The sequence below is a fragment of the Streptomyces sp. NPDC085932 genome (assembly GCF_044540525.1).
Classification (GTDB): Bacteria; Actinomycetota; Actinomycetes; order Streptomycetales; family Streptomycetaceae; genus Streptomyces; species Streptomyces levis.
The window spans coordinates 595,145-620,621 of record NZ_JBITSJ010000002.1; the positions used below are offsets into that span (position 1 = coordinate 595,145).

Here is a 25,477-nt window from a genome sequence, read left to right on the forward strand (position 1 = left end):
GCCGATTTCGATAGTGCGCCTAACTAATGAATTTTGCCATTCCATTGCACGGCACAATGGAGGCATGTCCACGCCCCTGCAGATCGGCCCGCACACCGTCCAGCCGCCCGTCGTCCTGGCCCCCATGGCCGGGATCACCAACGCGCCCTTCCGCACCCTGTGCCGGGAGTTCAGCGGCGGCAAGGGGCTGTTCGTCAGCGAGATGATCACCACCAGGGCGCTGGTCGAGCGCAACGAGAAGACCATGCAGCTCGTCCACTTCGACGCCAGTGAGCGGCCCCGGTCGATCCAGCTCTACGGCGTGGACCCGGTCACCGTCGGCAAGGCCGTCCGCATGATCGCGGAGGAGGACCTCGCCGACCACATCGACCTGAACTTCGGCTGCCCGGTGCCGAAGGTCACCCGCAAGGGCGGCGGCTCGGCGCTGCCGTACAAGCGGAACCTGCTGCGGGCGATCCTGCGCGAGGCCGTCAGCGGCGCCGGCGAGCTGCCCGTGACGATGAAGATGCGCAAGGGCATCGACGACGACCACATCACCTACCTCGACGCCGGCCGGATCGCCGTCGAGGAGGGCGTCACCGCCATCGCGCTGCACGGCCGCACCGCCGCCCAGCACTACGGCGGCACCGCCGACTGGGACGCCATCGCCCGGCTCAAGGAGCACGTCCCGGAGATCCCGGTGCTCGGCAACGGCGACATCTGGTCCGCCGAGGACGCCCTGCGGATGGTGCGTGAGACCGGCTGCGACGGAGTCGTGGTCGGGCGCGGCTGCCTGGGCCGGCCCTGGCTCTTCGCCGACCTGGTCGCCGCCTTCGAGGGCCGCACCGAGGACATCGCCCGGCCCGCCCTGCGCGAGGTGGCCGACGTCATGGTCCGGCACGCCACGCTGCTCGGGGAGTGGATCGGCGACGAGTCGCGGGGCGTGATCGACTTCCGCAAGCACGTCGCCTGGTACCTGAAGGGCTTCGCGGTCGGCTCCGAGATGCGCAAGCGCCTCGCGATCACCTCGTCCCTGGAGGAGCTGCGCTCCGGCCTGGACGAGCTGGACCTCGACCAGCCCTGGCCGGCCGGCGCCGACGGGCCCCGCGGCCGCACCTCCGGCAACAACCGGGTGGTGCTGCCGGACGGCTGGCTGAAGGACCCCTACGACTGCGCCGGCGTCGGCGAGGACGCCGAGCTCGACACCTCCGGCGGCTGATCAGCCCTTCGAGGGGTGCGGTGTCGAGCCGTAGGCCTTCAGGAAGCGGTCGCGGAAGGAGTCCATGCGCCACACCGGCGCGTCGGCGGCGGGCTTGAGGCCCTCCGTCCAGTTCCAGCCGTCGATCCTCTCCAGGACCTTCGGGTCCTTGGCGACCAGGGACACCGGCACGTCCCGCGAGGCGCGGTCGCCGCTGACCCGGGCGATGGGCTGGTGGTCGCCGAGGAAGACCAGGACGGTGTCGTCGGTGCCGTAGCGCTGGAGCCACTGGGTGAGGCTGGTGACCGAGTACTGGATCGACTTCCCGTACTCCTCGCGGGACCTGGTGGTGTCGGTGAGGACGTCCGAGGCCTTGTTCCCCGCCCTCTGGATCGCGTCGAAGACCGAGCCGTCGCCGAGTTCGTCCCAGCCGACCATCCTCGGGATCGGGGCCCAGGGCTGGTGGCTGGAGGTCAGGATGACGAACGACATCAGTGGCTTGTCGCGCTTCTTGCCGTGCACCCGGCGCTGGAACGCCTCCAGCGCGTACTGGTCGGGCATGGTCGACCAGCTGAACTTCGGCCCTCGGTAGCCCAGGTCGAAGGCGTCGTAGAGCCGGTCGAGGCCGTACCACTCCTCCTCCGGCCAGCCCTTCTGCACGCCCGGCATCACGCCGACCGTGTCCCAGGCGCCGGTCTTGCGGAACGCCTTGGTCAGGGTCAGGTGCTCGCCCGCGGTCACCGTGCGGTAGCGCCGCTGGTTGTCGATCCACAGGCCGGACATGGTCGTGGAGTGGCCGAGCCAGCTGCTGCCGCCGAAGGTCGCCGAGGTCAGCCAGCCGCTGCGGGCGTGGAAGCCGGCCTCGGCCAGGGCCCCGGTGCTCTCGGCGAGCGTCCGGCCGACGCCGGGGGCCATGACCGGGTCCTCCAGTGCGCTGCGGCCGTAGCTCTCGATGAACGTGAAGATCACGTCCTTGCCGCGCAGGTCGGGCAGGAGCTGATCGGGCGGGGTGGCGCCGAAGCTGTCCGCCTTCGCCTGCTGTGCGAACGCCGCCTCGTCCCGCAGCGAGTCCACCGTGCGCTGCGCGTGCGCGCGCAGGGCACCGGCCGCGCGCTCGGAGGCGATCGGGCCGCCGAACAGCGTGAGCCCGAGGGCGGAGCAGGTGACCCAGACGGTCCCGGCGGCCAGGGCCCCCTGGGTTGCCCGGGCGCGGTGCCGGGCCAGTGTCCCGGCGAGCCGGACCGAGGCCGCGACCAGGACGGCGGCGAGCAGCAGGATCAGCACGACCGCGCCGACGGCGGCCGCGGTCGCGACCGTGGCGCCGAGCGTGTCCGCCACGTACGCCTGGGCGTCGGGCAGCAGGTCCCAGTCCAGCGCGGCGTTGAAGCCCCGGCCCAGGTACTCGTTGAAGCCCATGTCGAGCAGGTTCACGGCGGTCAGCACGGTGAGGCCGAGCCCGTAGAGCACGGCGGCGGCCAGCCGGGGCCGGCGAGGCAGCGCCAGCACGACGACGGCACCGGCGACCGCCTCCGCCGGGACGCGGGTGAAGCTGCGCGGCGCGAGCGCGGGGAGCGTGTTGGGCAGGAGCAGGGCACCGAGGACCAGCACGGCCGCGACGGCGGTGGTGGTGCGGCGCAGGGCGCGGGCGGCCCGGGGGTGACGGGTGCGCCAGGCCCGCAGGTGCGCGAGCCGGGACGCGGCAGCGGCCGCGCCCGTCTCCGCCGCGCGGACGTCCTCCCCGAGGTGCTCCGCCGGCGGTGACTGGCGGAGGCGTGTGAAGACAGGCACCCGGAGGTCCTTCCCGTACGAAACCCGGCGAAGTGGCGGACCCGCGTGGGGGGACGGGTCCGCCTCCGTTCCGTACGGGGCGTCCGGCGGATGCGTTCAGCCCGCCGGGCCGGCGCTCGGCAAACACCCGGCAAACGAACGGCCACCCGGCCCTCAGGCGCCGCCGACCGCCGTGAGCAGCGCCAAGGGGGCCGACGCGGACCGGGACTCGCGCACACAGGCGTGCGGGTACGGCACGGGCTCCGGGTGGGTGTCGCGCCCGTACCCCGCGAGCACCTCGGGCAGCCGGTGCCCGGTCACGGACGCCGCGTCGACCAGGCCGTGGGCGACCGCGCGGGCCTCGTCGTGCAGCCCGTAGCGGGCCAGGCCCAGGGCGATCAGCGCGTTGTCGTGCGGCCAGACCGACCCGCGGTGGTAGGACAGCGGGTGGTAGGCGGGCTGCCCGGCGGCCAGGGTGCGCACGCCCCAGCCGGAGAAGAAGTCCGGCTCCAGCAGGCGCCGGCCGACCAGTTCGCCGTACTCCTTGTCCAGCAGGCCCGACCACAGCAGGTGCCCGGCGTCGGAGGCCAGCGCGTCGACCCGGTCGCCGCGTCCGTCGAGCGCCAGCGCCGGGAAGGACCGCTCCGGCATCCAGAAGTCCCGCTGGAAACGGTCGCGCAGATCACCGGCCGCCTGTTCCAGCAGCTCCGCGTACGTCCCGTCCTGCCACACCGTGCGGGCGAGCCACGCCGTGCGGCGCAGCGCGTCGTAGGCGTAGCCCTGGGCGCCGGCCGCCGTGACCGGCCCGTGCGGGCGGGTGCCGTCGGCGGAGCAGATGGCGCCGGGGGAGTCCTTCCAGTTCTGGTTGGCGAGGCCGCCCCGGTCGGCCCGGTAGACCAGGTAGCCGCGCGAGGTGAGGCCGCCGTGGTCGAGCATCCAGCCGACGGCGGCCCGGGCGTGGGGTTCGAGACGGCGCGCCAGGGCCGTGTCACCGGTGTGCTCGGTGTACGCGCCGAGCAGGACGAGGAACAGCGGGGTGGCGTCGACCGAGCCGTAGTAGCGGCGGTAGGGGACCTGGCCGAAGTGGGCGAGCTCGCCGTGCCGCACCTCGTGCACGATCTTCCCCGGCTGGGCGACCTCGTCGGCACCGGCCCGGGTGGCCTGGGTCGCGGCGAGGGCGGGCAGGGTCGCGGCGGCCAGCCCCGGCCGGTAGGGCAGGGCGAACAGCGAGGTCAGCAGGGCGTCCCGGCCCAGCAGGGTGAGGAACCAGGGGGCGCCGGCGGCCGGCACGCGCAGCTCCTCGCCGTCCGGGCCGGTCGCCGGGACCTGCAGCGCGGCCAGGTCCGCCAGCCCTCGCGCGCAGGCCGCGGCCAGCTCCGGCCAGCCGCTCGGGAACGCCACGCCCTCCATGAACGCGCCCTCCCGCGCGATGAGGTGCTCCTGGACGGCGGCGGGGGAGCGGGGCACACGCAGGGCGCGCCGGTCGCCGTGCGGGCGGGCGATGACGCGCAGGACCAGCTCGGCCGTGCCGTGCGGGGCGAGCTCCACCGTCCACACCAGGCGGCGGGCGCCGGTGCCGGTCTCCTCCACGGCGTCCGGCCGGGGCTCGGCCGTCACGCTCGTCACGGAGCGCCACTCGCCCCGCCGGTAGACGAACTCCACGCCGTGGCCGAGGACCTGACGGGAGCGGACGGCACCGGCCTTCGGGTAGGTGCGGTGGTCGGAGCGCAGCTCGAACTGGTCGGCGAAGTCGGCGTCGGCCATGACCGCGAGGCGGACCGTCGTCGGCACCGGCCGGTTGCTGGTGACGCGCAGCGACTCCACGAACGAGGCGTCCCCGACGGCCTGTTCGCGGAAGAGCGTGCAGGCGGGCGGCTCGTCGCGGCCGCCGCGCGGGACGAGCACGCAGCGCGCGGTGTCCCCGTCGGCCACCGGCGTCAGCGTCTCCGGCACGGCGCCGTCGACGGTGAGCTGCCACCGGCTCAGGTGCCGCGCGTCCCGCACGAACATGCCGTCCGGGGCGCTGCCGCCCCGGTAGCCGCTGATGTCGCCGCGATCGCCGACGGCGGCGAACGTCTGGCCGTGCACGAGCAGATGATGCCGGTCCGTCATCCCCGGTCCCCTCCCTTGATCGCCGTGAGGCCGTTGCGGTCCCCTGAGGGACGGTCGTGCAGCAGGTCGAGCGCGAGCGCGGCGGTCCAGCCGAAGCCGGTGGTGCCGCAGGCCCGTGCCGTGTACGGGTCGACGTACTCCGCGAAGCCGGAGGCGCCGGCGGTGTGCAGGATGCCCCTGCGCAGGGCGTCGGCCCGGCCGCGCTCGCCGTGCAGCCGCAGGCCGCGCTCCAGCAGCCAGCTGGTGTTGAACCAGGCCGGGCCGCGCCAGTAGCGGTGCGCGTCGAAGGCCGCACCGAGCAGGTCGTAGCTCGGGACCAGCCGGGTCGTGCCGCCGAGTCCGAAGTGCGGGCCGCAGAGCGTGCGGACCAGGGTGGCCACGAGGTCGCGCGGCAGGCCGGGCAGCAGCAGCGGGATCAGGCCGGAGACCCCGCGCTCGGGGATCGGCTCCCCGGCGCGCACGTCCCGGCACAGGAACATCCCGGCGGCCGGGTCCCACAGCCGCTGCACCAGCGCCGCCGTCAGCCGCTCGGCGCGGGCGGCGTGCTCCCGGCCGGATGCGCCCAGCTCCTGGGCGATCCGGGCCAGGGCGTGCTCGGAGGCGATGAGCAGCGCGTTGAAGGCGGGGTCCTCCACGGCGAACTCGCCCCGTCCGTCGGCGTATCCGCCGTCGCGGTAGTCCGCAGCCAGCCGCACGTAGCGCCCGTAGTCCAGGTCCGTCGGCCGGTCCTCGGGCGTGCCGTGGTCGAGGTCGGCGCGGCGGAAGGAACGGGCCGGGGCCGGTGCGACCCGGGACAGCGGGCGGTCCCAGCAGGGGCTGTTGTCCATACCCTGTTCCCAGGGGTGCACGACGGAGACCAGGCCGGCGCCGCTCAGGTCGCGCCGGCCCAGCAGGTACCGGTGCCAGGCGGCGAGCCGGGGGTGGGCCCGGCGCAGGAAGCCGCGCGCCCTCGACAGACCCGGGTCGGCCAGGTGCACGAGCCAGGCGGCCAGCGCGTGGACCGGTGGCTGCACGATCCCGGAGGTCTGTACGGTGCCCGGGGCGCCCGCCGCGCGCCCCGCTGCCGACGAGCGCCAGAAGTCGGGGCTCGGGAAGTACGCGTCGAGCGGGACGGAGGGGTTGAAGACGATGTGCGGGATCCGCCCGTCCCCCCACTGCGCCGCGAGCAGCGTCTCCAGCTCCGTCTGGGCCCGTAACGGCGACAGGTGCCGCAGGCCGATCGCCATGAACGCCGAGTCCCAGGACCACTGGTGGGGATACAGGCCCCGGGAGGGCACGGTGGACCGGCCCGTCCAGTTGGCCTCCAGCACCTGCGCGGCCCTGACCTGCACGGAGGGCGGCGCGGCGGCCGGATCGTATGCGATCTCGCGCCCCGCGGGACGCGTGCTGAGCTGGGCGGTGCGATCCACTCGGGGCTCTCCCAAAGACGTACTCCTGCCAGGATCGGCGGGGGCTACCGTAGGGTTACGTCTATTTAACACGCAAAACCCACTATGTAATGCAGAGTTGGGAAACACAAGGGGGTGCGCATGACGGGACGCGTTCAGGCCAGCGCCGGGGATCTGCTCGAACTGGTGCGCAGTCGTCGCGCCACGACCCGGGGTGCGCTGCAGCAGGCGACCGGACTGTCCCGGGCGACCGTCGGGCAGCGGCTTGACCGGCTCTTCCGCGCGGGCTGGCTGCGCGAGGGAGCCGGGGGGCCGGTGGACTCACCGCTGGGCGGACGGCCCTCCATCACGCTGGAGTTCGACGACGAGCACGCGGTGGTCCTGGCCGCCGACCTCGACACCCGGCACGCCCGGGCGGCCGTGCTGTCGCTGAGCGGCGAGATCCTCGCCGAGCACTCAGGCACCCTCGTCGTCGAGGACGGCCCGGACGCGGTGCTCGGCGAACTGGGCCGCTGGTTCGCCGAGTTGCTGGAGAAGGCCGGGCAGCGGGCCGAGGCCGTGTGCGGGGTCGGGCTCGCGGTGCCCGGGCCGGTCGACAGCGAGGCCGGCCGCGTCGTGCAGCCGCCGATCATGCCCGGCTGGGACGGCTACGACATCACGGGCCGCACCGCCCGCGCCCTCGCCGAGCACACGGGCGCCGGCCCGGTACCGGTCCTGGTGGACAACGACGCCAACCTCATGGCCTACGGCGAGCAGCGCACCGGCTATCCCGACTGCTCCGCCTTCGTCCTCGTCAAGGTCTCCACCGGCATCGGCGCCGGGGTCGTGGTCGACGGCTCGGTGTTCCGGGGCGTCGACGGCGGAGCCGGGGACATCGGGCACATCCGGGTCCCCGAGGGCGCCCAGGCGCTGTGCCGCTGCGGTTCCTACGGCTGTCTGGCCGCCGTCGCGAGCGGTGGCGCGGTCGCGCGGCGGCTCGCGGAGGCGGGGGTGCGGGCCGCCTCCGGCTCGGACGTGCGGGACCTGCTGGCCTCCGGGCACCCCGAGGCCGTCGGGCTCGCCCGGGAGGCCGGGCGCCGCGTCGGGGACGTCCTGGCGACCGTCGTGACCCTGCTCAACCCCGGCGTGCTGATGATCGCCGGAGATCTGGCCGGAACGCCCTTCCTCACGGGCGTGCGCGAGCTGCTCTACCAGCGGGCGCTGCCCCGCTCCACGGCCCGCCTGGACGTCGTGACGGCGCGGCTGGGCGAGCGGGCGGGGCTGGTCGGGGCCGGTGCGATGGTCGTGGAGCACCTCTACGCGCCCGAAAGGGTCGAGGAGAGGCTGCGCGCGCTCGGCGTGTGACGGGCGCGTTTCCGCTCGAAGACGCGTCCGCATGGTGAAATCCCGTCGGCTGTGGCAGCGTGATTCTCGCCACCCTTGATAAGGCTTGCGCTCAGATGAGCGGATCATGAGCGGCTGCACTTCCTCAAAGGGTGGCACTGAGTGCCACCCTTTGATCGTTCATCGAGCGAAATCAAATGTGCGGAAACCTCGCTCACATGAGCGCTCAGTGGGGTGCTGGAAGGTTCTTGCGTTCAAGAAGTGAAAACATGCGGCTGTGATCGCTTGCCGAGCCTTGACTTTCGATCCGCTGGCGGACGAGTGGTTACAGGCGCATGACGCGCGAGTGGACCTCCCCAGAAGCCTTTGATCTGGGTATGTTCCTCGCCGTCAGGGCAGCCACCGCGTCCTCGAGGAGTCGAGACCCGTGTCGGAAAACAAAGATCTCCCGGTAGCCGAGTCGGCCGCGAGCGTTGAGGGCGTGAAGTTCGTTTACGACTTCACCGAGGGCAACAAGGACCTCAAGGACCTCCTCGGTGGCAAGGGCGCCAACCTCGCCGAGATGACGAACCTGGGCCTTCCGGTCCCGCCCGGGTTCACGATCACCACCGAGGCCTGCAAGGTCTACCTGGACAGTGGCGAGGAGCCGGCGGCACTGCGTGACGAGGTGAGTGCGCACCTCGACGCGCTGGAGGCCCGCATGGGCAAGAAGCTCGGCCAGGCCGACGACCCGCTGCTGGTGTCGGTGCGCTCGGGCGCCAAGTTCTCCATGCCCGGCATGATGGACACCGTCCTCAACATCGGCCTCTCCGACAAGTCCGTGCAGGGCCTGGCCAAGCAGGCCGGCGACGACCGGTTCGCGTGGGACTCCTACCGCCGCCTCATCCAGATGTTCGGCAAGACCGTGCTGGGCGTCGACGGCGAGCTGTTCGAGGACGCCCTGGAGGCGGCGAAGGCGGCCAAGAAGGTCACCGTCGACACCGAGCTGGAGGCGGCCGACCTCAAGAAGCTCGTCACCAAGTTCAAGAAGATCGTCAAGACCGAGGCCGGCCGGGACTTCCCGCAGGACCCGCGCGAGCAGATGGACCTCGCCATCAAGGCCGTCTTCGACTCCTGGAACGGCGACCGGGCCAAGCTCTACCGCCGCCAGGAGCGCATCCCGCACGACCTGGGCACGGCCGTCAACGTCTGCTCCATGGTCTTCGGCAACCTCGGCCCCGACTCCGGCACCGGCGTCGCCTTCACCCGCGACCCCGCCTCCGGCCACCAGGGCGTCTACGGCGACTACCTGCAGAACGCGCAGGGCGAGGACGTCGTCGCCGGCATCCGCAACACGGTGCCGCTCGCCGATCTGGAGCGGATCGACAAGAAGTCCTACGACCAGCTCATGCAGATCATGGAGACCCTGGAGAACCACTACAAGGATCTCTGCGACATCGAGTTCACCATCGAGCGCGGTGTGCTGTGGATGCTCCAGACCCGCGTCGGCAAGCGCACCGCGGGCGCGGCCTTCCGCATCGCCACCCAGCTGGTGGACCAGGGCCTGATCGACGAGGCCGAGGCGCTCACCCGCGTCAACGGCGCCCAGCTCGCGCAGCTGATGTTCCCGCGCTTCGACGAGAGCGCCAAGGTCGAGCAGGTCGGGCGCGGTATCGCCGCCTCGCCGGGCGCCGCCGTCGGCAAGGCCGTCTTCGACTCCTACACGGCCGTCAAGTGGTCCCGTTCCGGCGAGAAGGTCATCCTGATCCGCCGCGAGACCAACCCCGACGACCTGGACGGCATGATCGCCGCCGAGGGCATCCTCACCTCCCGCGGCGGCAAGACCTCCCACGCGGCCGTCGTCGCCCGCGGCATGGGCAAGACCTGTGTCTGCGGCGCGGAGGAGCTGGAGGTCGACACCAAGCGCCGCCGGATGACCGTGCCGGGCGGGCACGTCGTCGAGGAGGGCGACGTCGTCTCCATCGACGGCTCCACCGGCAAGGTGTACCTCGGCGAGGTGCCGGTCGTGCCGTCGCCGGTCGTGGAGTACTTCGAGGGCCGGATGCACCCGGGCGCCGACGACGCCGACGAGCTCGTCGAGGCCGTCCACCGCATGATGGCCTTCGCCGACCGCAAGCGCCGGCTGCGCGTGCGGGCCAACGCCGACAACGCCGAGGACGCGCTGCGCGCCCGCCGCTTCGGCGCCCAGGGCATCGGCCTGTGCCGCACCGAGCACATGTTCCTCGGCGACCGGCGCGAGCTGGTGGAGCGGCTGATCCTGGCCGACACCGAGACCGAGCGCGAGGAGTCCCTCAAGGAGCTGCTGCCGCTGCAGAAGCAGGACTTCGTGCAGCTCTTCGAGTCGATGGACGGCCTGCCGGTCACCATCCGCCTCCTCGACCCGCCGCTGCACGAGTTCCTGCCGGACATCACCGAGCTGTCCGTGCGCGTGGCCCTGGCCGAGTCCCGCCAGGAGCCGCACGAGAACGAACTGCGCCTGCTCCAGGCGGTGCACCGCCTGCACGAGCAGAACCCGATGCTGGGACTGCGCGGTGTCCGTCTCGGTCTGGTCATCCCCGGCCTGTTCACCATGCAGGTCCGGGCGATCGCCGAGGCCGCGGCCGAGCGCAAGGCCGCCAAGGGCGACCCGCGCGCCGAGATCATGATCCCGCTCGTCGGCACGGTCCAGGAGCTGGAGATCGTCCGCGAGGAGGCCGACAAGGTCATCGCCGAGGTCGAGGCGGCCTCCGGTGCCGAGCTGAAGCTGTCCATCGGCACGATGATCGAGCTGCCGCGCGCCGCGCTGACCGCCGGTCAGATCGCCGAGGCCGCGCAGTTCTTCTCCTTCGGCACCAACGACCTGACCCAGACGGTGTGGGGCTTCTCGCGGGACGACGTGGAGGCGAGCTTCTTCACCGCCTACCTGGAGAAGGGCATCTTCGGCGTCTCCCCCTTCGAGACGATCGACAAGGACGGCGTCGGCTCGCTGGTGAAGCTGGCCGCCAAGGCCGGCCGCGAGACCCGGCCCGACCTCAAGCTCGGCGTCTGCGGCGAGCACGGCGGCGACCCGGAGTCGGTCCACTTCTTCCACGAGGTGGGACTCGACTACGTCTCCTGCTCCCCGTTCCGCATCCCGGTCGCCCGCCTGGAAGCGGGCCGGGCGGCCGTCCAGTCCCAGGGCAGCGACCACCGCTAGCCGGGACCCACGGAACCCGGAGCCGTCGGCGGTCCCCGACCCTCACCGATCGCGGCGGCTCCGGCCCACGGAAGAGGAGCGGGCCCCACCTTGTGCGGAGGCGGGGCCCGCTCCGGCGTTCCGCTCAGGGGGCCGGGTTCATCACCGGGGCGGACCGGGCACGTATGCCGACATGTCGTGCCCGCGTCCGTGGACCCTCCTCGTTCTGGCGTTCACCCTGCTCGTCCCGGCCCCCGCGGCCGCCGCTCCGCGCACGCCGCCCCCGGATCCGGTGGTGGCGGCCCTGGAACGCGGCGCGCATCCGCTGCGCACCGCCGAGCCCGGCGGCGACACCCGTGACCTGGAGCCGCTCGGCAGGGCCGTCGGGGACGCCGTCGTGGTGGGGGCGGGGGAGGCGACGCACGGGTCGCACGACTTCCTCGCCCTGAAGGCCCGGGTCTTCCGGTACCTCGTGGAGCGGCGGGGCTTCCGCACGTTCGCGCTGGAGACGGCCTGGAGCACCGGAGTCCGCCTGGACGACTACGTCGTGCACGGCAAGGGCGACCCGGAGCGCATCATGCGCGAGGACCTCCAGTACACGTACGCGCTGAACCCCACCGCCGAGAACCTGGCCCTGGTGCGGTGGATGCGGGAGTACAACCGCCGCCGTCCGCACGACCCGGTCCGCTTCATGGGCGACGACTGGGGCTACACCGGCCCGGAGCTGTACGACCGGGTGACGGACTGGGTGGCCCGGGTCCGGCCGCGGCACGCCCCGCGGTTCGAGGCGCTCTACCGAGGGCTGCGCCCGGCCGTCCCCTCCGGCGCGTACCAGCGGGCGTACCTGGCCCGGCCGCTCGCCGAACGGCGGGCGATGGCGGCCAGGACCGGCCGTGCCCTGCGCCTGTTGCGGACGCTCGCACCCGGCGGGCCCGCCGCGCACCGGGAGTTCGCCGAGGTGCTGCGGCACGCCACGGTCATCGACCAGACGGCCACCGGCTACGGCTTCGACTTCGCGGACCCCGACCAGGTCGCCGAGGCCATGCGCCGGCGGGACGAGGACATGGCGGACAACGTGCTCTGGTGGCAGGCCCACACCGGGCACCGCGTCCTGCTGTCCGGGCACAACAACCACATCGGCTACCGGCCCGAGGACCCGCAGGTCCTGCCCAGGACCCAGGGCGCGGTCCTGCGCGACCGGCTCGGCAGCGGCTACGCGAGCGTCGGACTCACCTTCGGCCAGGGCTCGTTCAAGGCCACCGACCCGGAGGAGGAGCGGATGCTCACCCACACGGTCGGCCCCATGCCGCCCGGCGCCAACGAGCACACCCTCGACCGGGTGCGCCACGAGCGCTGGGTCCTGGACCTGCGCATCGCCCCGGCCCCGGCCCGCCGCTGGCTGGCCGGGGCGCGGCCCACACGCAGTGTCGGCACCGCCTACCCGGAACCGCGCAACGCCTTCGACATCGCCCTGGGCCGCTGTTACGACGTCCTGGTCCACCAGGACCGGGTGCGGGCCGTGGACCTGCTGCCCGCGCCCTGAGCGGGGCTCACAGCGGCAGGCCTTCCCGCAGCGGTACGACGGTGCCGGCCAGGGCCGCGGTGTGCAGGGCGGTGAGGGCGGGCAGCGCGGGCAGCAGGGGCGTGGCGCCGAGCTCGGACAGGGCGAACAGGCCGTGGTCGTCGTGCTCGCCGCTGCGCCGGACGGTCGCCTCGGCGGGGAGCCGGCCGCCGTAGTAGTAGAAGTCGATCACCGGGCCCGTGCCCTTCACGTCGGCGCGGTGATCGTAGCCGACGAGCCGGGGCGGGCCGTCCAGCACGAGCCCGGTCTCCTCGTGCACCTCCCGGCAGGCGGCACCCACCGGGTCCTCGCCGTGGTCGAGCATGCCGCCGGGCAGCCCCCACAGCCCGGCCCCGGGCTGGCCCGCGGCGTAGCGCAGCAGCAGGATCCGGTCCTCCGCGTCGAGCAGCAGGACGCAGGACGCGACGATCGTCTGCGGCAGCGTCTTGACCCACTCGGCACGCGGCAGCACGCGCGGTACGTCGGTGGCGGGCGCGGTCGTGTCCACGGTGATGTCCCTTCCGTCGGCAGGACAGCCCGGACGAACTGCCCCCAACGGAGGAACGGCCGAGCCCGCCGATGGTCACCGGCGGGTCCGGCTCACGTGTCGCAGGCGACCCCGTCACCGTCCCGGTCCAGGTGGGAGGCGTAGCCCGGCTCACCCCGGTGGATGGGGGCGGCGCCGGCGGCCCGGACCTCGCTGCAGTTGCCGTAGGACACGGCCGCGCCGCCGCCGGAGCCGCTCCCGCCGTCGTCGGAGCCGCCGGCCGCCGGGCGGGCGGTGACGGTGGTGGTGGCCCGGACGGTCTTCGTCGCGGTGACGGTGGGCGCCGGCTCGGGCTTCGCGGTGGCCGTGGCCGTCGCGGTGACCGTGACGGTCGGCCGCGGCTTCGCGGCCGCGGGCTTGGCGTCGGTACCGCTCTCCCCGCCGCCCGCGCCGATCCCGGCGCCGACGAACAGGGCCAGGGCCAGGGCGGGCAGCACATAGCGCTTGCGGGCCCAGCGGGGCGCCGGCCGGTCCGGCCGCGGAGCGGGGTACGGACCGTTGTGCGGTCCGGTGTACGGATGGGTCATGGTCATCCCCCCAGTGGTGGTACGTGAGGGGATGACCGTAGGACCGGGCAGCTCCGGATGAGGGAGAGGTGACCAATTTGTGATGGTCGCGTGAAGCCCGGTGGGCCGGGACTACACGCGGAACGGGCCGCGGACCTCGTAGGTGATGCCGCCCGAGGAACTGCCGCTGGTGCCGCGCTGGCTGGAGAAGTACAGGCGGGTGCCGTCCGGGGAGAAGGCCGGGCCCGTGATCTCCGAGCCGGACTGGCCGTCCACGCGCAGGAAGGGGGCGACCACGTCGGTGGGGGTGATGACGCAGATCTCCATGCTGCCGCCGTCCTCGGCGACGAAGAGGTCACCCGAGGAGGAGCCGGTGACGTTGTCCACGCCGGTGAGGGGGGCCGTGCCGGACGTGACCAGGGAGTCGTCGTAGGCGAGTTCGATGGTCTGGGCGGCGGCGTTGTACTGCCAGACGCGGTTGTCGCCCTTGGTGGTGAACCAGCAGGTGTCGTCGGCGTAGTAGCAGCCCTCACCGCCGTTGAAGCGCTTGGCGCCGGAGACCTGGTTGCGGGTGGCGGTGGCGCCGGTCGGGTCGGGCACGCGGGCCCAGGTGACCGGGCCGCTCGTGCCGCTGCCCGCCACCATCACCTCCAGCGTGCCGGAGGAGAGGTCGCCCCAGGTCGCCGGCCGGAAGCGGTAGAAGCAGCCGTCGGTGACGTCCTCCGTCAGGTAGACGACCCGGCGGACCGGGTCGGCGGCCGCCGCCTCGTGCTTGAAACGGCCCATCGCGTCCCGGCGCACGGCCGCCTTCACGCCCCAGGGGTCGGTCTCGTAGACGTAGCCGCGGTCGACCTCCTCGCAGGACAGCCAGGTGTTCCACGGGGTGGTGCCGCCCGCGCAGTTCTGGCGGGTGCCCGACAGGATGCGGTACGCGCCGGTGATCGCGCCGGTCGACGAGAACCTCACCGCGCTCGCGCCGCCCGAGGGGTTGATCTCGGAGTTGGAGACATAGATCCAGCCGGTGCCGTCGGCGTAACAGGCGCCGCCGTCGGGGGCGTTGTGCCAGGTGTACGACGTGCTGCCGACCCGCTGGCCGGAGCGGGCGATCACCCGGCTCGTGAAGCCGCTGGGAAGTCTGATGCCGTTGGCGTCGGGGGAGCCCAGCGCCCCGTAGGGGCCGGCCCCGGGCTGGGCCGGGGCCGCGTACGCGGCGCCGCGCCACAGGGTTCCGCCCAGCGCGGCGGACGTACCGCCGAGGACGGCCGCACGCAGGAGGCTACGACGTTCCACTCTCACTCCAGAGGTGCCGTACCGCCCCGCCGCCGGTCGACGGCAGGGTCGTGCGTGGGGGGAGGCGGAAAGGGACGCTAGGCGGCCGGGGTTGACGGAGCGTGGACAACCAGTGGCCGCGGAACGGCATGCTGTGAGCCGCCTGTGGCCGCGAGACGGCCGGGCGGTCCGGGAGGGCCGGGGAGGCGGGGCGGAGGGCCGAGTGGGGGCGCGGACCGGGCGGACCGCCCCGGCGTCCGGTCGCCGCCCCGGTGGACGGAGCGGCCCGGTCCTCGCCCCGGCCGTCCTGCGATGCCGTGTGGTTCTGCCTGACACCCGGCGCCTGCCGGAGGAGCAGCGGTACGGCGCCCCGCTGCGGCCACGCCCGGGCCTCCGGGACCCGGGCGCCTTCCCCGAGGCGGCTACAGGGGGACGGCCACCGCGTTGAACGTCGTCTCGGGCGTCTGCGGGCTGGTGAAGCGGGCGTTGACGAGGTAGAGGCGGTGGCCCCAGCGGGCGGCCGTGGCCGGCACGTCGAAGCGCGGGTCGGTGATCGTCCCGGTGAGGGTGGCGGTGGTGGCGTGCCGGTCGAGGTGCCAGACGGTGACCTTGTTCAGACGGTTCTGCACGACGTACAGCCTGTGGCCGACGCGGACCAGGCCGTCGCCGTTGGCCACGTCGGCCGCTCCCCGAAGGGCGATCACGGTGGCGTGACCGGTGCGCAGGGACACGCGGTACAGGCGGCCCGCGTTGACGACGATCAGGGCGCTCCCGTCGGGGGTGGCGACCAGCCCGTTCGCGCTGTTGGTCCCGGCGGGCGCCTGCACCCACGCGCCGCCGATCGGCAGGGCGCGGACCCGGCCCGGGCGTCCGCGCGGCACGCCGTGCAGGACCGCGGCGCGGGAGTCGGTGAACCAGGCGCGGTCCTCGTGCAGCACCACGTCGTTGACGAAGGGCGCGGCGTCCTCGGTGAGCCGGTGGGTGGCGAGCAGCTCGCCGGTGCGCGCGTCGACGATCCGCGCGGTGCCGCCGCCACCCCCGGCCACGTACAGCAGCCCGTCGTGGTCCAGCTTCAGCCCGATCGACGCGAGCCCCGGGCCGCCCGCGTGCAGCACCCGGCCCCGGCCGGTGCGCAGGTCGGCGCGGTACACGGCGCCGTTCGCGCGGGAACCCAGGTACGCGTACGGCCTGCCGCCGATCGTGATGCCCTCGGGCAGCCAGCCGTCGGGCAGCGGGAACTCGGCCGGCCAGCGGCTTTCGCCGGCGGCCTGCGCGGTGCCGGTGCCGGCGGCCACGGTGAGCGCGGCCACGGCCCCGCCGAGCACCGTGCGCCGGGACGGCCGGGGATGGTTCCGGGTCATGGTCGGACCTCCAGGAAAGGTGGGGGTGTGACGCGACGCATCCGATGAAACGCGACGCACCCCCGGAGGCGGACCGGGTCGGCCGAACCCGACAGGAACTCGACAGCGGCCGCGCCGGGTCGGTCCCGGCCGCTACGCGGTACGCACCGCGTACGCCGTCACCCGCACCGCCTCGTCGTCCAGGCACTGGCCGGAGGCGAGGTCGAAGCGCTGCTTCAGCAGCGGCGAGGCGACGAAGGGGCGGCCCCGGTGGGTGCCCGTCAGCCCGCGGGAGAGGACGGCCGCACCCGTGAAGGGGTCGCGGTTGTCGACGGCGAACAGCTCGCCGGTGCGGTCGCGGAAGATCGCCGCCTGGCGGCCGCCGGGCAGCAGCGCCGCCACCCCGCGGCCCGGGAGCAGCGTGCTCAGGTCGCAGACCGTGAACCAGTCGCCGTCCAGGGAGAGCTGGACCTTCAGGTCGGTGGTCTCGGGTGCCAGGGTCATCGCTGGGCGCTTCCTTCCAGAACGTCGGCGGGTCGCATGCCGATGGACAGCAGCGGCAGGTCGGGCTTCATCTGGTCGCGCTCGGGCACGAACGCGACGACCGGGTCGGGGGTGTCCGGCGCGTTCACGAACGACACGAACCGGGCGAGCTTCTCGGGGTCGTTGATCGTCTCGGACCACTCGTCGCGGTAGTGCGCGACGTGCGCCCGCATCAGCTGCTCCAGCTCGTCGCAGATGCCGAGCGAGTCGTGCACGACCACGTCCCGCACGTGGTCCAGGCCGCCCGGGATCCGCTCCAGCCAGGTCGAGGTGCGCTCCAGGCGGTCGGCCGTGCGGATGTAGAACATCAGGAACCGGTCGATCAGGCGGACCAGTTCGGCGTCCGAGAGGTCCTGCGCGAGCAGGTCCGCGTGGCGCGGGGTGGCGCCGCCGTTGCCGCCGACGTACAGATTCCAGCCGTTGGCGGTGGCGATCACGCCGAAGTCCTTCGACTGGGCCTCGGCGCACTCGCGCTGGCAGCCGGAGACCGCCGACTTCAGCTTGTGCGGGGAGCGCAGGCCCCGGTAGCGCAGCTCCAGGTCGATCGCCATCTTCACGGAGTCCTGGACGCCGTAGCGGCACCAGGTGGAGCCGACGCAGGACTTCACCGTGCGCAGCGACTTGCCGTAGGCGTGGCCGGACTCGAAGCCGGCGTCCACCAGGCGCGCCCAGATCACCGGCAGTTGCTCGACGCGCGCGCCGAACATGTCGATCCGCTGACCCCCGGTGATCTTCGTGTAGAGGCCGAAGTCGCGGGCGATCTCCCCGATGACGATCAGCTTCTCCGGGGCGATCTCGCCGCCGGGGATCCGGGGCACGACCGAGTACGAGCCGTTCTTCTGCAGGTTGGCCAGGAAGTGGTCGTTGGTGTCCTGCAGGGCGGCCTGCTCGCCGTCCAGGACGTAGCCGCTCGCGCCGATCGTCGGGGCGAGGGAGGCGATGATCGAGCCGACGGCCGGCTTGCAGACCTCGCAGCCGTCGCCGCCCCGGGCCTCCTCGCGGCCGTGCCGGTCCAGCAGGTCCTGATAGGAGGTGACGCGCAACGCCAGGACGATCTCGTACAGCTCCTCGCGGGTCTGGGAGAAGCAGCCGCACAGGCCCTTGTCGACCTCGACGCCGGACGCCTCCAGCTCGGCGGTGACCAGCTGGCCGAGGACCTTGACGCAACTGCCGCAGGTGGTGCCGGCCTTGGTGCACTTCTTCACCTCGGGCACGGTGGTGCACCTGTGCTCGGTGACCGCCCCGCGGATGGTGCCCTTGGTGACGTTGTTGCAGGAGCAGATGATCGCCTCGTCCGGCAGCGCGGCCGGGCCGAGCTGGGCCGGGGCCCCGGCACCGGCGGGCAGCACCAGCGACTCGGGGGAGACCGGCGGGACGGAGCCGGTGAACGCCTTCAGCGTGCCGTAGGCCTCCGCGTCGCCGACCAGGATGCCGCCGAGCAGCGTGCCGTCCCGGCCGATGACCAGCTTCTTGTACAGGCCCGCACGGGAGTCGGAGTAGACGACGTCCAGGCAGTCCTCGGCGGTGCCGTGCGCGTCACCGAAGGACGCCACGTCCACGCCGAGCAGCTTCAGCTTGGTGGACAGGTCGGCGCCGGTGAACTCCGCCTCGTCCCGGGCGATCGTCGCGGCGGCGGTCTCCGCCTGCTCGTAACCCGGCGCGACCAGGCCGTACACCCGGCCGTCCGCCGCCAGCGCGCACTCGCCGATGGCGAACACGTGCGGGTCGGCGACCGTGCGGCACTGCTCGTCGACCGCGATGCCGCCGCGCTCGCCGACGGTCAGGCCGCAGTCGCGGGCCAGCTGGTCGCGCGGGCGGACACCGGCGGAGAACACCACCATGTCGGTGGCGAGTTCGGAGCCGTCGGAGAGCTTCATGCCGGTGACGGCGCCGTCCTCGCCGACCACGATCTCCTGCGTGCCGACGCCGGTGTGGACGCTCAGGCCCATCTCCTCGATGGTGCGCAGCAGGGCCGCCCCACCGCCCTCGTCGACCTGGACGGGCATCAGCCGGGGCGCGAACTCCACGATGTGCGCGTCGAGTCCGAGTCCCTTCAGCGCTCCGGCTGCCTCCAGACCGAGCAGCCCGCCGCCGACCACGGCACCCGTGGTGGCCCTGCTCGCGGCGTACGCCTCGATGGCGAGCAGGTCCTCGATCGTGCGGTAGACGAAGCAGCCCTCGGCGTCCTTGTTCGGCACCGGCGGCACGAACGGGTAGGAGCCGGTGGCCAGGACCAGCACGTCGTAGCCGACGACGAGCCCGGAGCGGGCGGTGACCGTGCGGGCCTCCCGGTCGATCGTCTCGGCCGGGTCGCCGACGCGCAGCTCGATGCCGTGGTCCTCGATGAACCTCATGTCCGTCACGGACAGGTCTTCCGGGGTCCGGCCCGAGAAGTACGAGGTGAGCTGGACCCGGTCGTAGGCCGGACGCGGCTCCTCACAGAGCACGACCACGCGGTGCGTGGCGGTCAGGCCGCGCTCGGCGAGCGCTTCGAGGAAGCGCTGGCCGACCATGCCGTGGCCGACGAGCACGATCGTGGGGGTAGCCCCGGGGGTGGCCGTCATCAGGAGCCTCCATCGTTGGTGAGCAGGTGGAGCAGCGGGCCGCCGTCGGAGGGGAGCGGCTCTGCTCCCTCCCAGGCGCGGGCGAGCGCGCCGACGGTGCCGAGTTCGCCGACGAGGACCCCGCCGACCAGGCGGTCGTCGCGGACGACGACCTTGCGGTAGGTGCCGCGGGTGGCGTCGGTGAGCTGGACGACGTCGTCGCCCGGGAGCGCCTCGGTCTCGCCGAACGCGGCGAGGTCCAGGGGGCTGTCCTGCCCGTTGAGCGTGAGCCGGGTCAGGGAGCGGGTGCCGGTGTAGCGGGCCGTCGTGTCGCCGGCCAGCAGGGCCGCGAGGGCGTCGGCCTGTTCCAGCGCGGGAGCGGCGAGGCCGTACAGGACGCCGTCGTGCTGGGCGCAGTCGCCGATCGCGTGGATGTACGGGTCGGAGGTGCGCAGCTCGTCGTCGACGACGACGCCCTTGCGGACGTCCAGGCCGGCGGCCTGCGCGAGGCCGGCCCGGGGGTGGACACCGCAGGCGACGACCACCAGGTCGGCGTCGAGGGCGTACCCGTCGGCCAGCTCCACGGAGCGGACCGCGCCGCCGACGCAGCGCACGTCCCGCACGCGGCACTCGGTGTGCACCTCCACGCCGAGACCGGTCAGGTGCCGCTGCACCAGCCGCGAGGCGGCCGGGTCGAGCTGGCGCTCCATCAGCCGCTCGGACTGCTGGGCGAGCACCACCTGGGCGCCGCGCAGGGCGAGCGCCCGGGCCGCGGAGACCCCGAGGAGACCGCCGCCGATGACGACGGCCTTCGCACCCGGCCGGACCGCCTCGGACAGGCCCAGGCAGTCGTCCATGGTGCGGAAGGCGTGCACGCCCTCGGGCAGTTCGCGGTCCTCGGTGAACAGGCCGCGCAGCGGCGGCAGCACCGGGTTGGAGCCGGTGGCCAGGACCAGCCGGTCGTATGCGATCACCGAGCCGTCCGCGCAGGCCACGCTCCGCCGCTCGCGGTCGATCCCGGTGACCCGGGCGCGCACCACCCGCGCGGGTGCCGGCAGGGCGATCACCTCGGGGCTGTACCGTCCGGCCAGCACCTCGGCGAGCAGCACCCGGTTGTAGGGCCGGTGCTCCTCCTCGCCGATCAGGGTCGCGGGCGTGCCGAGCTCACCGAGCCGCCGGGCGAGCCGTACGCCCGCGAGGCCGGTGCCGATCACCACCACACGCTCGTTCGAGGTCATGCCGTCGAGCGTGCGCTGCCGGTGTTACCCGGCAGCATCACGTCTGTTTCCCACGGGGAACGCTGCCCTCAGCGGGAGCGCGGGGTGGGTGTGAGGGTTCCGGGATGCGGGCGGCGACCAGCGGTGAGGCGCGTTTCGCATAAGGTCGCGATCATGCCCGACATATCGCTGACCATGATCGTCCTGCTCTGCCTGGCGGCCCTCGCCGCCGGCTGGATCGACGCCGTGGTCGGCGGCGGGGGCCTCCTGCTGCTGCCGGTGCTGCTGCTCGGCCTGCCGTCGCACACGCCCGCCGCGCACGCCCTCGGCACCAACAAGGCGGTCGCCATCGTCGGCACGACGGGCGCGGCGGTGACCTACGCCCGCAAGGCCCCGGTGGACGTCCGCACGGCGGTCCGCATCGGGCTGGCCGCCCTCGCCGGCTCCTCCGCCGGGGCCTTCTTCGCGGCCGGGATGAGCACCGAGGTCCTCAAGCCGGTGATCATGGTGGTGCTGCTCGGCGTCGCCGCGTTCGTGATCCTGCGGCCCGCCTTCGGCACGGCCCCCGCGACCGGCCCGGCCACCCGCCGGCAGATCCTCGCCGCGATCGGCCTGGCGGGCCTCGGCATCGGCTTCTACGACGGTCTCATCGGCCCCGGCACCGGCACGTTCCTGGTCCTCGCCCTCACCGCCGTCCTCCACCTCGACCTGGTCACCGCCTCCGCCACGGCCAAGATCGTCAACTGCTGCACCAACGCCGGCGCCCTGGCCACCTTCGCCTGGCAGGGCGCGGTCCTGTGGCAGCTGGCCGCCCTGATGGCCGTCTTCAACCTCGCGGGCGGCACCCTCGGCGCCCACACCGCCCTGAAGAAGGGCAGCGGCTTCGTCCGGGTCGTGCTGCTGACGGTGGTGTTCGCGCTGGTGGGGAATCTGGCGTACGAGCAGTGGATCGCCTAGGAGCGGCCGCGCAGGTCCAGCAGCTCGATCATCCCCGTCCCGTCCTCGTCCCCGTGCCCCTGCGCCACCCGCTCGCGCATCAGGTCCAGGTACGGCGTCAGCAGCTCGGGGCTGACCCGCTGCTCCTCCGCCGTGCGCAGGAAGGTGGGGATGCCCGCCGCCTGCATCGCCAGGTTGGAGACCACGCCCTTGGTGTAGTCGCCGCTCTGCAACTGCTCGGCGGTCTGGTGGACGGCCGGGGCCATCGCGGTCAGCCAGCCGGCGAGCAGGGGAGCGAAGTCCTTCGGGGCGATGTCCTCCCCGCGCACCAGGGCGAAGGCGTGGAGCATGCCCGCGAACATGCCGTTCATGGCGCTCAGCAGCGCCACGTCGTGCAGGGCGGCGAAACCGGGGTCGGTACCGACCCAGCGGGTGCCGGCCGGTACGGCGAGGGTGTCGCGGTGCTCCTCGAACAGCTCGGGGGAACCGCTGTAGAAGACGTAACCGCCGGACTCCGGGACCCCGATCATCGGCGGTACGGCCATGATCCCGCCGTCCACGAACCGCGCGCCGCGCGCCTCGGCCCAGGCGGCGCGCGCACGGCCCTCGCCCGGGGTTCCGGTGGTCAGGTTCACCAGGTCCCGCCCGGTGAGGTCGGCGGCGTCGAGGGCCTCGCCCACCGAGGCGTCGTCCAGCAGGCAGACGACCACCAGGCGGTTCGCGGCGACGGCCGCGGCGGCGCTCGGCGCGACGGCCGCGCCCTCGGCGGCCAGGGCCTCGGCCCGGGCGGGGGTACGGTTCCAGACGGTCACCGGATGCCCGGCGGCGAGCCAGGCACGGGCCAGTGCGGTGCCCATGGCGCCGGCGCCGAGCAGGGTGACGGGGGTGCGGGGAGCAACTGCGGTGTCGGTCATGGCGTTTAGGCTCGTCGCAGGGGAAGCGCCTGCTCAAGTACGCACTTGGAAGTGGGTGGTTACCTCGCGGGAAGGATCCAGGCAGCGGCAGGGGAGGAGCGCGGGCATGGGAACGACGGGGCGGCGGCCGGGGGCGTACGTGTGCGGGATCGACGCCGCGATGGACGTGATCGGCGGCAAGTGGAAGGTGCTCGTGCTGTGGGCGCTGCACGAGCGGCCGTGCCGCTTCGGCGAGCTGCGCCGGGAGCTGCCCGGCGTCACCGAGAAGGTGCTCGCCTCGCATCTGCGCGAGATGGAGGCCGACGGGCTGGTGCACCGCGAGGCGTACGACGAGGTGCCGCCGCGCGTGGAGTACTCCCTGACGCCCCGGGGGGTGTCCCTGAACGAGGCGCTGGAACCGCTGGGGGCGTGGGGCAGGACCCACGTCCTGGGCGGGTCAGCGGCTCCCGGTCAGGTGCGCGAAGACGACGACGTTCCCCTGGTAGCCGGTGGCGCGTGAGTAGGTGCCGCCGCAGGTGATGACCCGCAGCTCGGGGCGGCGGGCGGCGCCGTAGACCTTCTCGTCGGGGAAGTCCTTCGCGGCGTAGGCCTCGACGGCGTCGACGGTGAACACGGCGACGCTGCCGTCGCGCCGGTCCACCTCGATCGTGCTGCCCTTCTGCACGGCTCCGAGGTCGTGGAAGACGGCGGGGCCGTCGGCGTTGTCGACGTGGCCCGCGACGATCGCCGTGCCCCGCTCGCCGGGCGTGGTGCCGGCCTCGTACCAGCCGGCGAGGTTCGTCCGCGCGGCCGGGGGCACGTCGAGGCTGCCGCTCCCGGTCAGGCCGAGCCCGGTCAGGGGCGCGTCCACCCGGATCGCCGGGATGCGGATGCGGTCGGGCGGCGAGGGCGGCAGCGCCGGCGCGGCGGGCCGCTCCGGCTCACCGGCCCGCCCGTCCAGGCCCTCCACACCCGCCCGCCCGTCCTGTCCGGCGCGGGCCTGCGCGGCGGTCGGCTGCGGCGGGGCGTGCGTCTCGGCGCCCTCGCGCAGCAGCCACACCCCGCAGCACAGGGCGAACACCGTGACGGCCGCCATGGCCGCGTTCGCCGGGTCCACGGGGCGGGCGGACCTGGGGAACCTGCGCATACCGACCCTTTCCTCGACTCCGGCCCCGTGCCCCCCTCCGGGCCGCGAGGGGCGTCGGACCCGGAGGGGGAGGGGACATGCGGTACCGGCGACGGACAGCGGAGGGTGTCCGTCAGATCCCGTCGCCTCTCGCCCGGCGATGCAGGAGCCAGGTACCGCCCGCGGCGGCGACGGCGAGAGCCGCCACACCGGCCGCGGTCTGCACGGGATCGGGGCCCAGGGCGCCGCCGACCCCCGTCTTCACACTCCCCCGGGGATGGACCTGCTCGTGCCCGGCCGTCAGCGTGACCACCAGGTCCCCGGTGACCCGCCGCCCGCTCCCGGCGCACGTCGCGGTGATCTCGTACGTCCCCGGCTGCGCGCTCGGCGGCACCCTGAACCGCCCGCTCGCCGCCGTCTCGTACCGGCCCGGCGCCAGCGTGAAGGCACCGGCCCCGACCGCGCTGGCGTCACCGGCCGCAGCGCCGTCCTGCCCGCAGGCCGAGGTGCGCACCGTGACGTGCGCACCGGGCTCGACCGAGGCGGGGGACACCCGGAGGTCACCGGCCGGGGCGCCGTGCGCCGGGGTGGCGGCGAGCGCGGCGGCGGCGACGGCGAGCGCGGTGGCGGTCAGCGGCCGGGCGGTACGTCGCATCGGTGCTCCTTCGAGCTGTTCGGTCGTGCACCTGCCCTTCCGAGGTAACGGGCAGCGTGGCCCGGGCGCTTTCTGAGAGGCCGTCAGAATTGGGGTGAACGGGTGTCGCGCACGGTCGGCCCGACGGGCCGTCAGGTGGCGTTTCGCCAGGTCACACGTCGTGCGGCGGGCGAGGTCGGAAAATCGCGCCGGGCGCGGGTGAACGGGTGACCCGTGAACGCGCGGCGGCGCTTGACCTGAACCAAGGTTGAGGTATGAGGCTGTGGCGCATGAAGACAACCGCTGACGCACCCACCGCCGAGCAGACCGACGCCCTCCGGGTGACCCTGGTCGTCGGCAGCAACCGCCACGGCCGCTTCGGCCCGGTCGTCGCCGACTGGCTCCTGGACCGGCTGCGGGACCGTGCCGACATGGTCGCCGAGGTCGTGGACGTCGCCGACGCCGAGCTGCCGACGTCCCTCGAACCGACGCCGGCGGCCACCGCCGTGCTGTCGGACGTCACCCCGAAGCTGGCCCGCGCGGACGCGTTCGTCGTCCTCACCCCCGAGTACAACCACTCCTTCCCGGCGGGTCTGAAGAACCTCGTCGACTGGCACTACGGCGAGTGGCGGGCCAAGCCGGTCGCCCTCGTCTCCTACGGCGGACTGGCCGGCGGCCTGCGTGCCGTGGAGCACCTGCGCCAGGTCTTCGCGGAACTGCACGCCGTGACGGTCCGCGACACCGTCTCCTTCCACAACGCCGGAGCGTCCTTCGACGACCGGGGCACCCTGCGCGACCCCTCCGCCCCGAACGCGGCGGCCAAGACGATGCTGGACCAACTGGCCTGGTGGGCCCGAGCCTTGAGGCAGGCCAGAACGGCACATCCGTACACAGCCTGAGGGCCCCGTCAGGGCGCGGGGAACTGCGCGAGCAACCACAACCCACCCACACCGGCACACGACCCGCGCCCCCACCCCCTACCGCCCCCCGGCCACCCCCTACCGCCCCCGCCACTCCCCGCCCGCGACCCGCCGCCCGGCACCCCGCAGTCGCGCCGCCACCTCCACCCCCGCGACATACACCCAGGCCCGCACACCCACCCCGTCCGCAGCCCGGACGACCTTCCGCTCCACCCGCACGTACAGGCTCCGCGGATCACCCGGCACGTACTCCTCCAGCCGGTCCAGCTCCGCGAGCAGCCCCGCGTACGCCTCCGGCCGCGCGGGCACCAGTTCCCCGCGCACCACACCACCGCTCGGCTCCTCCACCGCGAACGGATAGCCCGGCCCCTCGTACAGCACCGCGTCCGCGAGCTCCCCGGGCTCCTCGGAGCGGACACGGCCGCGCAGGAACAGGTCGTGGTTGACCTCCCCGGGCCGCAGGGTGCCGTAGACGAAGAAAGGCAGGGTCACAGGAACGATTCTCCACCCTCACACACCTC

At 73.6% G+C, this 25,477-nt stretch carries 21 protein-coding genes; 7 read left to right on the forward strand and 14 right to left on the reverse strand.

Annotation, left to right across the window (positions count from 1 at the left end; all coding sequences use genetic code 11):
* Nucleotides 1–64 precede the first annotated feature (64 nt).
* Nucleotides 65–1,198: a tRNA dihydrouridine synthase DusB gene (dusB, locus tag ACIGAQ_RS11880; protein WP_399781661.1), complete on the forward strand. Its 1,134-nt coding sequence runs from the start codon at nucleotides 65–67 to the stop codon at nucleotides 1,196–1,198.
* On the opposite strand, the gene ACIGAQ_RS11885 is transcribed toward dusB, so the two are convergent.
* The 3 genes from ACIGAQ_RS11885 to ACIGAQ_RS11895 form a co-directional block, all read right to left on the reverse strand.
* Complete coding sequence (locus tag ACIGAQ_RS11885) at nucleotides 1,199–2,965, reverse strand: CDP-alcohol phosphatidyltransferase (protein WP_399781664.1); 1,767 nt, start codon at nucleotides 2,963–2,965, stop codon at nucleotides 1,199–1,201.
* 153 nt (nucleotides 2,966–3,118) lie between these two features.
* Nucleotides 3,119–5,056 carry a glycogen debranching N-terminal domain-containing protein gene (locus ACIGAQ_RS11890; protein ID WP_311686720.1) on the reverse strand — a complete coding sequence of 646 codons (1,938 nt, stop codon included), beginning with the start codon at nucleotides 5,054–5,056 and terminating at the stop codon, nucleotides 3,119–3,121.
* Nucleotides 5,053–6,465, reverse strand: coding sequence for an MGH1-like glycoside hydrolase domain-containing protein (locus ACIGAQ_RS11895; protein WP_399781668.1), 1,413 nt, complete (start codon nucleotides 6,463–6,465; stop codon nucleotides 5,053–5,055). Before ACIGAQ_RS11895 ends, ACIGAQ_RS11890 begins: the two co-directional genes overlap by 4 nt.
* Before the next feature lie 120 nt (nucleotides 6,466–6,585).
* Here ACIGAQ_RS11895 and ACIGAQ_RS11900 point away from each other — a divergent pair, with 120 nt between their 5' ends.
* The 3 genes from ACIGAQ_RS11900 (at nucleotide 6,586) to ACIGAQ_RS11910 (ending at nucleotide 12,464) form a co-directional block, all read left to right on the forward strand.
* Nucleotides 6,586–7,788, forward strand: a complete 1,203-nt coding sequence (locus tag ACIGAQ_RS11900) for an ROK family protein (protein WP_399781671.1) — start codon at nucleotides 6,586–6,588, stop codon at nucleotides 7,786–7,788.
* A 406-nt stretch (nucleotides 7,789–8,194) separates the two neighbouring features.
* On the forward strand, nucleotides 8,195–10,942 hold the full coding sequence (gene ppdK / locus ACIGAQ_RS11905) for a pyruvate, phosphate dikinase (protein WP_399781674.1): 2,748 nt from the start codon (nucleotides 8,195–8,197) through the stop codon (nucleotides 10,940–10,942).
* A gap of 172 nt (nucleotides 10,943–11,114) precedes the next feature.
* Nucleotides 11,115–12,464, forward strand: coding sequence for an erythromycin esterase family protein (locus tag ACIGAQ_RS11910; protein ID WP_399781677.1), 1,350 nt, complete (start codon nucleotides 11,115–11,117; stop codon nucleotides 12,462–12,464).
* A 7-nt stretch (nucleotides 12,465–12,471) separates the two neighbouring features.
* On the opposite strand, the gene ACIGAQ_RS11915 is transcribed toward ACIGAQ_RS11910, so the two are convergent.
* The 7 genes from ACIGAQ_RS11915 to ACIGAQ_RS11945 all read right to left on the reverse strand — a co-directional run bounded on the left by ACIGAQ_RS11915 (nucleotide 12,472) and on the right by ACIGAQ_RS11945 (nucleotide 20,468).
* On the reverse strand, nucleotides 12,472–12,990 hold the full coding sequence (locus ACIGAQ_RS11915; RefSeq protein ID WP_399781680.1) for an NUDIX hydrolase: 519 nt from the start codon (nucleotides 12,988–12,990) through the stop codon (nucleotides 12,472–12,474).
* Nucleotides 12,991–13,082: 92 nt separating this feature from the next.
* On the reverse strand, nucleotides 13,083–13,556 hold the full coding sequence (locus ACIGAQ_RS11920) for an excalibur calcium-binding domain-containing protein (RefSeq protein WP_399781683.1): 474 nt from the start codon (nucleotides 13,554–13,556) through the stop codon (nucleotides 13,083–13,085).
* Between the two features lie 111 nt (nucleotides 13,557–13,667).
* A complete protein-coding gene (locus tag ACIGAQ_RS11925) occupies nucleotides 13,668–14,825 on the reverse strand; it encodes an alkaline phosphatase PhoX (protein WP_362274562.1) in 1,158 nt (385 codons plus the stop codon).
* 401 nt (nucleotides 14,826–15,226) lie between these two features.
* On the reverse strand, nucleotides 15,227–16,165 hold the full coding sequence (locus ACIGAQ_RS11930) for a superoxide dismutase (protein WP_311686708.1): 939 nt from the start codon (nucleotides 16,163–16,165) through the stop codon (nucleotides 15,227–15,229).
* A gap of 132 nt (nucleotides 16,166–16,297) precedes the next feature.
* A complete protein-coding gene (nirD, locus tag ACIGAQ_RS11935) occupies nucleotides 16,298–16,648 on the reverse strand; it encodes a nitrite reductase small subunit NirD (protein WP_399781687.1) in 351 nt (116 codons plus the stop codon).
* The gene (nirB, locus tag ACIGAQ_RS11940; protein ID WP_399781690.1) at nucleotides 16,645–19,251 is read right to left on the reverse strand and encodes a nitrite reductase large subunit NirB; all 2,607 of its coding nucleotides are present in this window, start codon (nucleotides 19,249–19,251) and stop codon (nucleotides 16,645–16,647) included. Before nirB ends, nirD begins: the two co-directional genes overlap by 4 nt.
* Nucleotides 19,251–20,468 carry an NAD(P)/FAD-dependent oxidoreductase gene (locus tag ACIGAQ_RS11945; RefSeq protein WP_399781693.1) on the reverse strand — a complete coding sequence of 406 codons (1,218 nt, stop codon included), beginning with the start codon at nucleotides 20,466–20,468 and terminating at the stop codon, nucleotides 19,251–19,253. Before ACIGAQ_RS11945 ends, nirB begins: the two co-directional genes overlap by 1 nt.
* Nucleotides 20,469–20,621: 153 nt before the next feature.
* Between ACIGAQ_RS11945 and ACIGAQ_RS11950 the strand changes: the two genes are divergently transcribed.
* A complete protein-coding gene (locus tag ACIGAQ_RS11950; protein WP_362274554.1) occupies nucleotides 20,622–21,404 on the forward strand; it encodes a sulfite exporter TauE/SafE family protein in 783 nt (260 codons plus the stop codon).
* On the opposite strand, the gene ACIGAQ_RS11955 is transcribed toward ACIGAQ_RS11950, so the two are convergent.
* On the reverse strand, nucleotides 21,401–22,297 hold the full coding sequence (locus ACIGAQ_RS11955; RefSeq protein WP_399781696.1) for an NAD(P)-dependent oxidoreductase: 897 nt from the start codon (nucleotides 22,295–22,297) through the stop codon (nucleotides 21,401–21,403). The genes ACIGAQ_RS11950 and ACIGAQ_RS11955 overlap by 4 nt on opposite strands.
* A gap of 106 nt (nucleotides 22,298–22,403) precedes the next feature.
* Between ACIGAQ_RS11955 and ACIGAQ_RS11960 the strand changes: the two genes are divergently transcribed.
* Nucleotides 22,404–22,796, forward strand: coding sequence for a helix-turn-helix domain-containing protein (locus ACIGAQ_RS11960; protein WP_311686698.1), 393 nt, complete (start codon nucleotides 22,404–22,406; stop codon nucleotides 22,794–22,796).
* On the opposite strand, the gene ACIGAQ_RS11965 is transcribed toward ACIGAQ_RS11960, so the two are convergent.
* Together ACIGAQ_RS11965 and ACIGAQ_RS11970 are read right to left on the reverse strand one after the other, a co-directional pair.
* Nucleotides 22,734–23,423 carry a class F sortase gene (locus ACIGAQ_RS11965; protein ID WP_399781700.1) on the reverse strand — a complete coding sequence of 230 codons (690 nt, stop codon included), beginning with the start codon at nucleotides 23,421–23,423 and terminating at the stop codon, nucleotides 22,734–22,736. The two genes, ACIGAQ_RS11960 and ACIGAQ_RS11965, sit on opposite strands and share 63 nt — an antisense overlap.
* 112 nt (nucleotides 23,424–23,535) lie before the next feature.
* Nucleotides 23,536–24,057, reverse strand: coding sequence for a hypothetical protein (locus ACIGAQ_RS11970; protein ID WP_311686694.1), 522 nt, complete (start codon nucleotides 24,055–24,057; stop codon nucleotides 23,536–23,538).
* A gap of 269 nt (nucleotides 24,058–24,326) precedes the next feature.
* Between ACIGAQ_RS11970 and ACIGAQ_RS11975 the strand changes: the two genes are divergently transcribed.
* Nucleotides 24,327–24,935: an NAD(P)H-dependent oxidoreductase gene (locus ACIGAQ_RS11975; RefSeq protein WP_311686692.1), complete on the forward strand. Its 609-nt coding sequence runs from the start codon at nucleotides 24,327–24,329 to the stop codon at nucleotides 24,933–24,935.
* Between the two features lie 99 nt (nucleotides 24,936–25,034).
* Here the strand turns inward: ACIGAQ_RS11975 and ACIGAQ_RS11980 are convergent, their stop codons facing one another.
* On the reverse strand, nucleotides 25,035–25,448 hold the full coding sequence (locus ACIGAQ_RS11980; RefSeq protein ID WP_399781704.1) for a gamma-glutamylcyclotransferase family protein: 414 nt from the start codon (nucleotides 25,446–25,448) through the stop codon (nucleotides 25,035–25,037).
* Nucleotides 25,449–25,477: the final 29 nt, after the last annotated feature.

Coding starts and splice junctions, on each gene's coding strand:
- ACIGAQ_RS11900 (WP_399781671.1), top strand. CDS start 6,586: ATGACGGGACGCGTTCAGGCCAGCGCCGGGGATCTGCTCGAACTGGTG.
- ACIGAQ_RS11890 (WP_311686720.1), bottom strand. CDS start 5,056: ATGACGGACCGGCATCATCTGCTCGTGCACGGCCAGACGTTCGCCGCC.
- ACIGAQ_RS11970 (WP_311686694.1), bottom strand. CDS start 24,057: ATGCGACGTACCGCCCGGCCGCTGACCGCCACCGCGCTCGCCGTCGCC.
- ACIGAQ_RS11955 (WP_399781696.1), bottom strand. CDS start 22,297: ATGACCGACACCGCAGTTGCTCCCCGCACCCCCGTCACCCTGCTCGGC.
- ACIGAQ_RS11930 (WP_311686708.1), bottom strand. CDS start 16,165: ATGACCCGGAACCATCCCCGGCCGTCCCGGCGCACGGTGCTCGGCGGG.
- ACIGAQ_RS11965 (WP_399781700.1), bottom strand. CDS start 23,423: ATGCGCAGGTTCCCCAGGTCCGCCCGCCCCGTGGACCCGGCGAACGCG.
- nirD (WP_399781687.1), bottom strand. CDS start 16,648: ATGACCCTGGCACCCGAGACCACCGACCTGAAGGTCCAGCTCTCCCTG.
- nirB (WP_399781690.1), bottom strand. CDS start 19,251: ATGACGGCCACCCCCGGGGCTACCCCCACGATCGTGCTCGTCGGCCAC.
- ACIGAQ_RS11910 (WP_399781677.1), top strand. CDS start 11,115: ATGTCGTGCCCGCGTCCGTGGACCCTCCTCGTTCTGGCGTTCACCCTG.
- ACIGAQ_RS11960 (WP_311686698.1), top strand. CDS start 22,404: ATGGGAACGACGGGGCGGCGGCCGGGGGCGTACGTGTGCGGGATCGAC.
- ACIGAQ_RS11945 (WP_399781693.1), bottom strand. CDS start 20,468: ATGACCTCGAACGAGCGTGTGGTGGTGATCGGCACCGGCCTCGCGGGC.
- dusB (WP_399781661.1), top strand. CDS start 65: ATGTCCACGCCCCTGCAGATCGGCCCGCACACCGTCCAGCCGCCCGTC.
- ACIGAQ_RS11975 (WP_311686692.1), top strand. CDS start 24,327: ATGAAGACAACCGCTGACGCACCCACCGCCGAGCAGACCGACGCCCTC.
- ACIGAQ_RS11950 (WP_362274554.1), top strand. CDS start 20,622: ATGCCCGACATATCGCTGACCATGATCGTCCTGCTCTGCCTGGCGGCC.
- ACIGAQ_RS11920 (WP_399781683.1), bottom strand. CDS start 13,556: ATGACCCATCCGTACACCGGACCGCACAACGGTCCGTACCCCGCTCCG.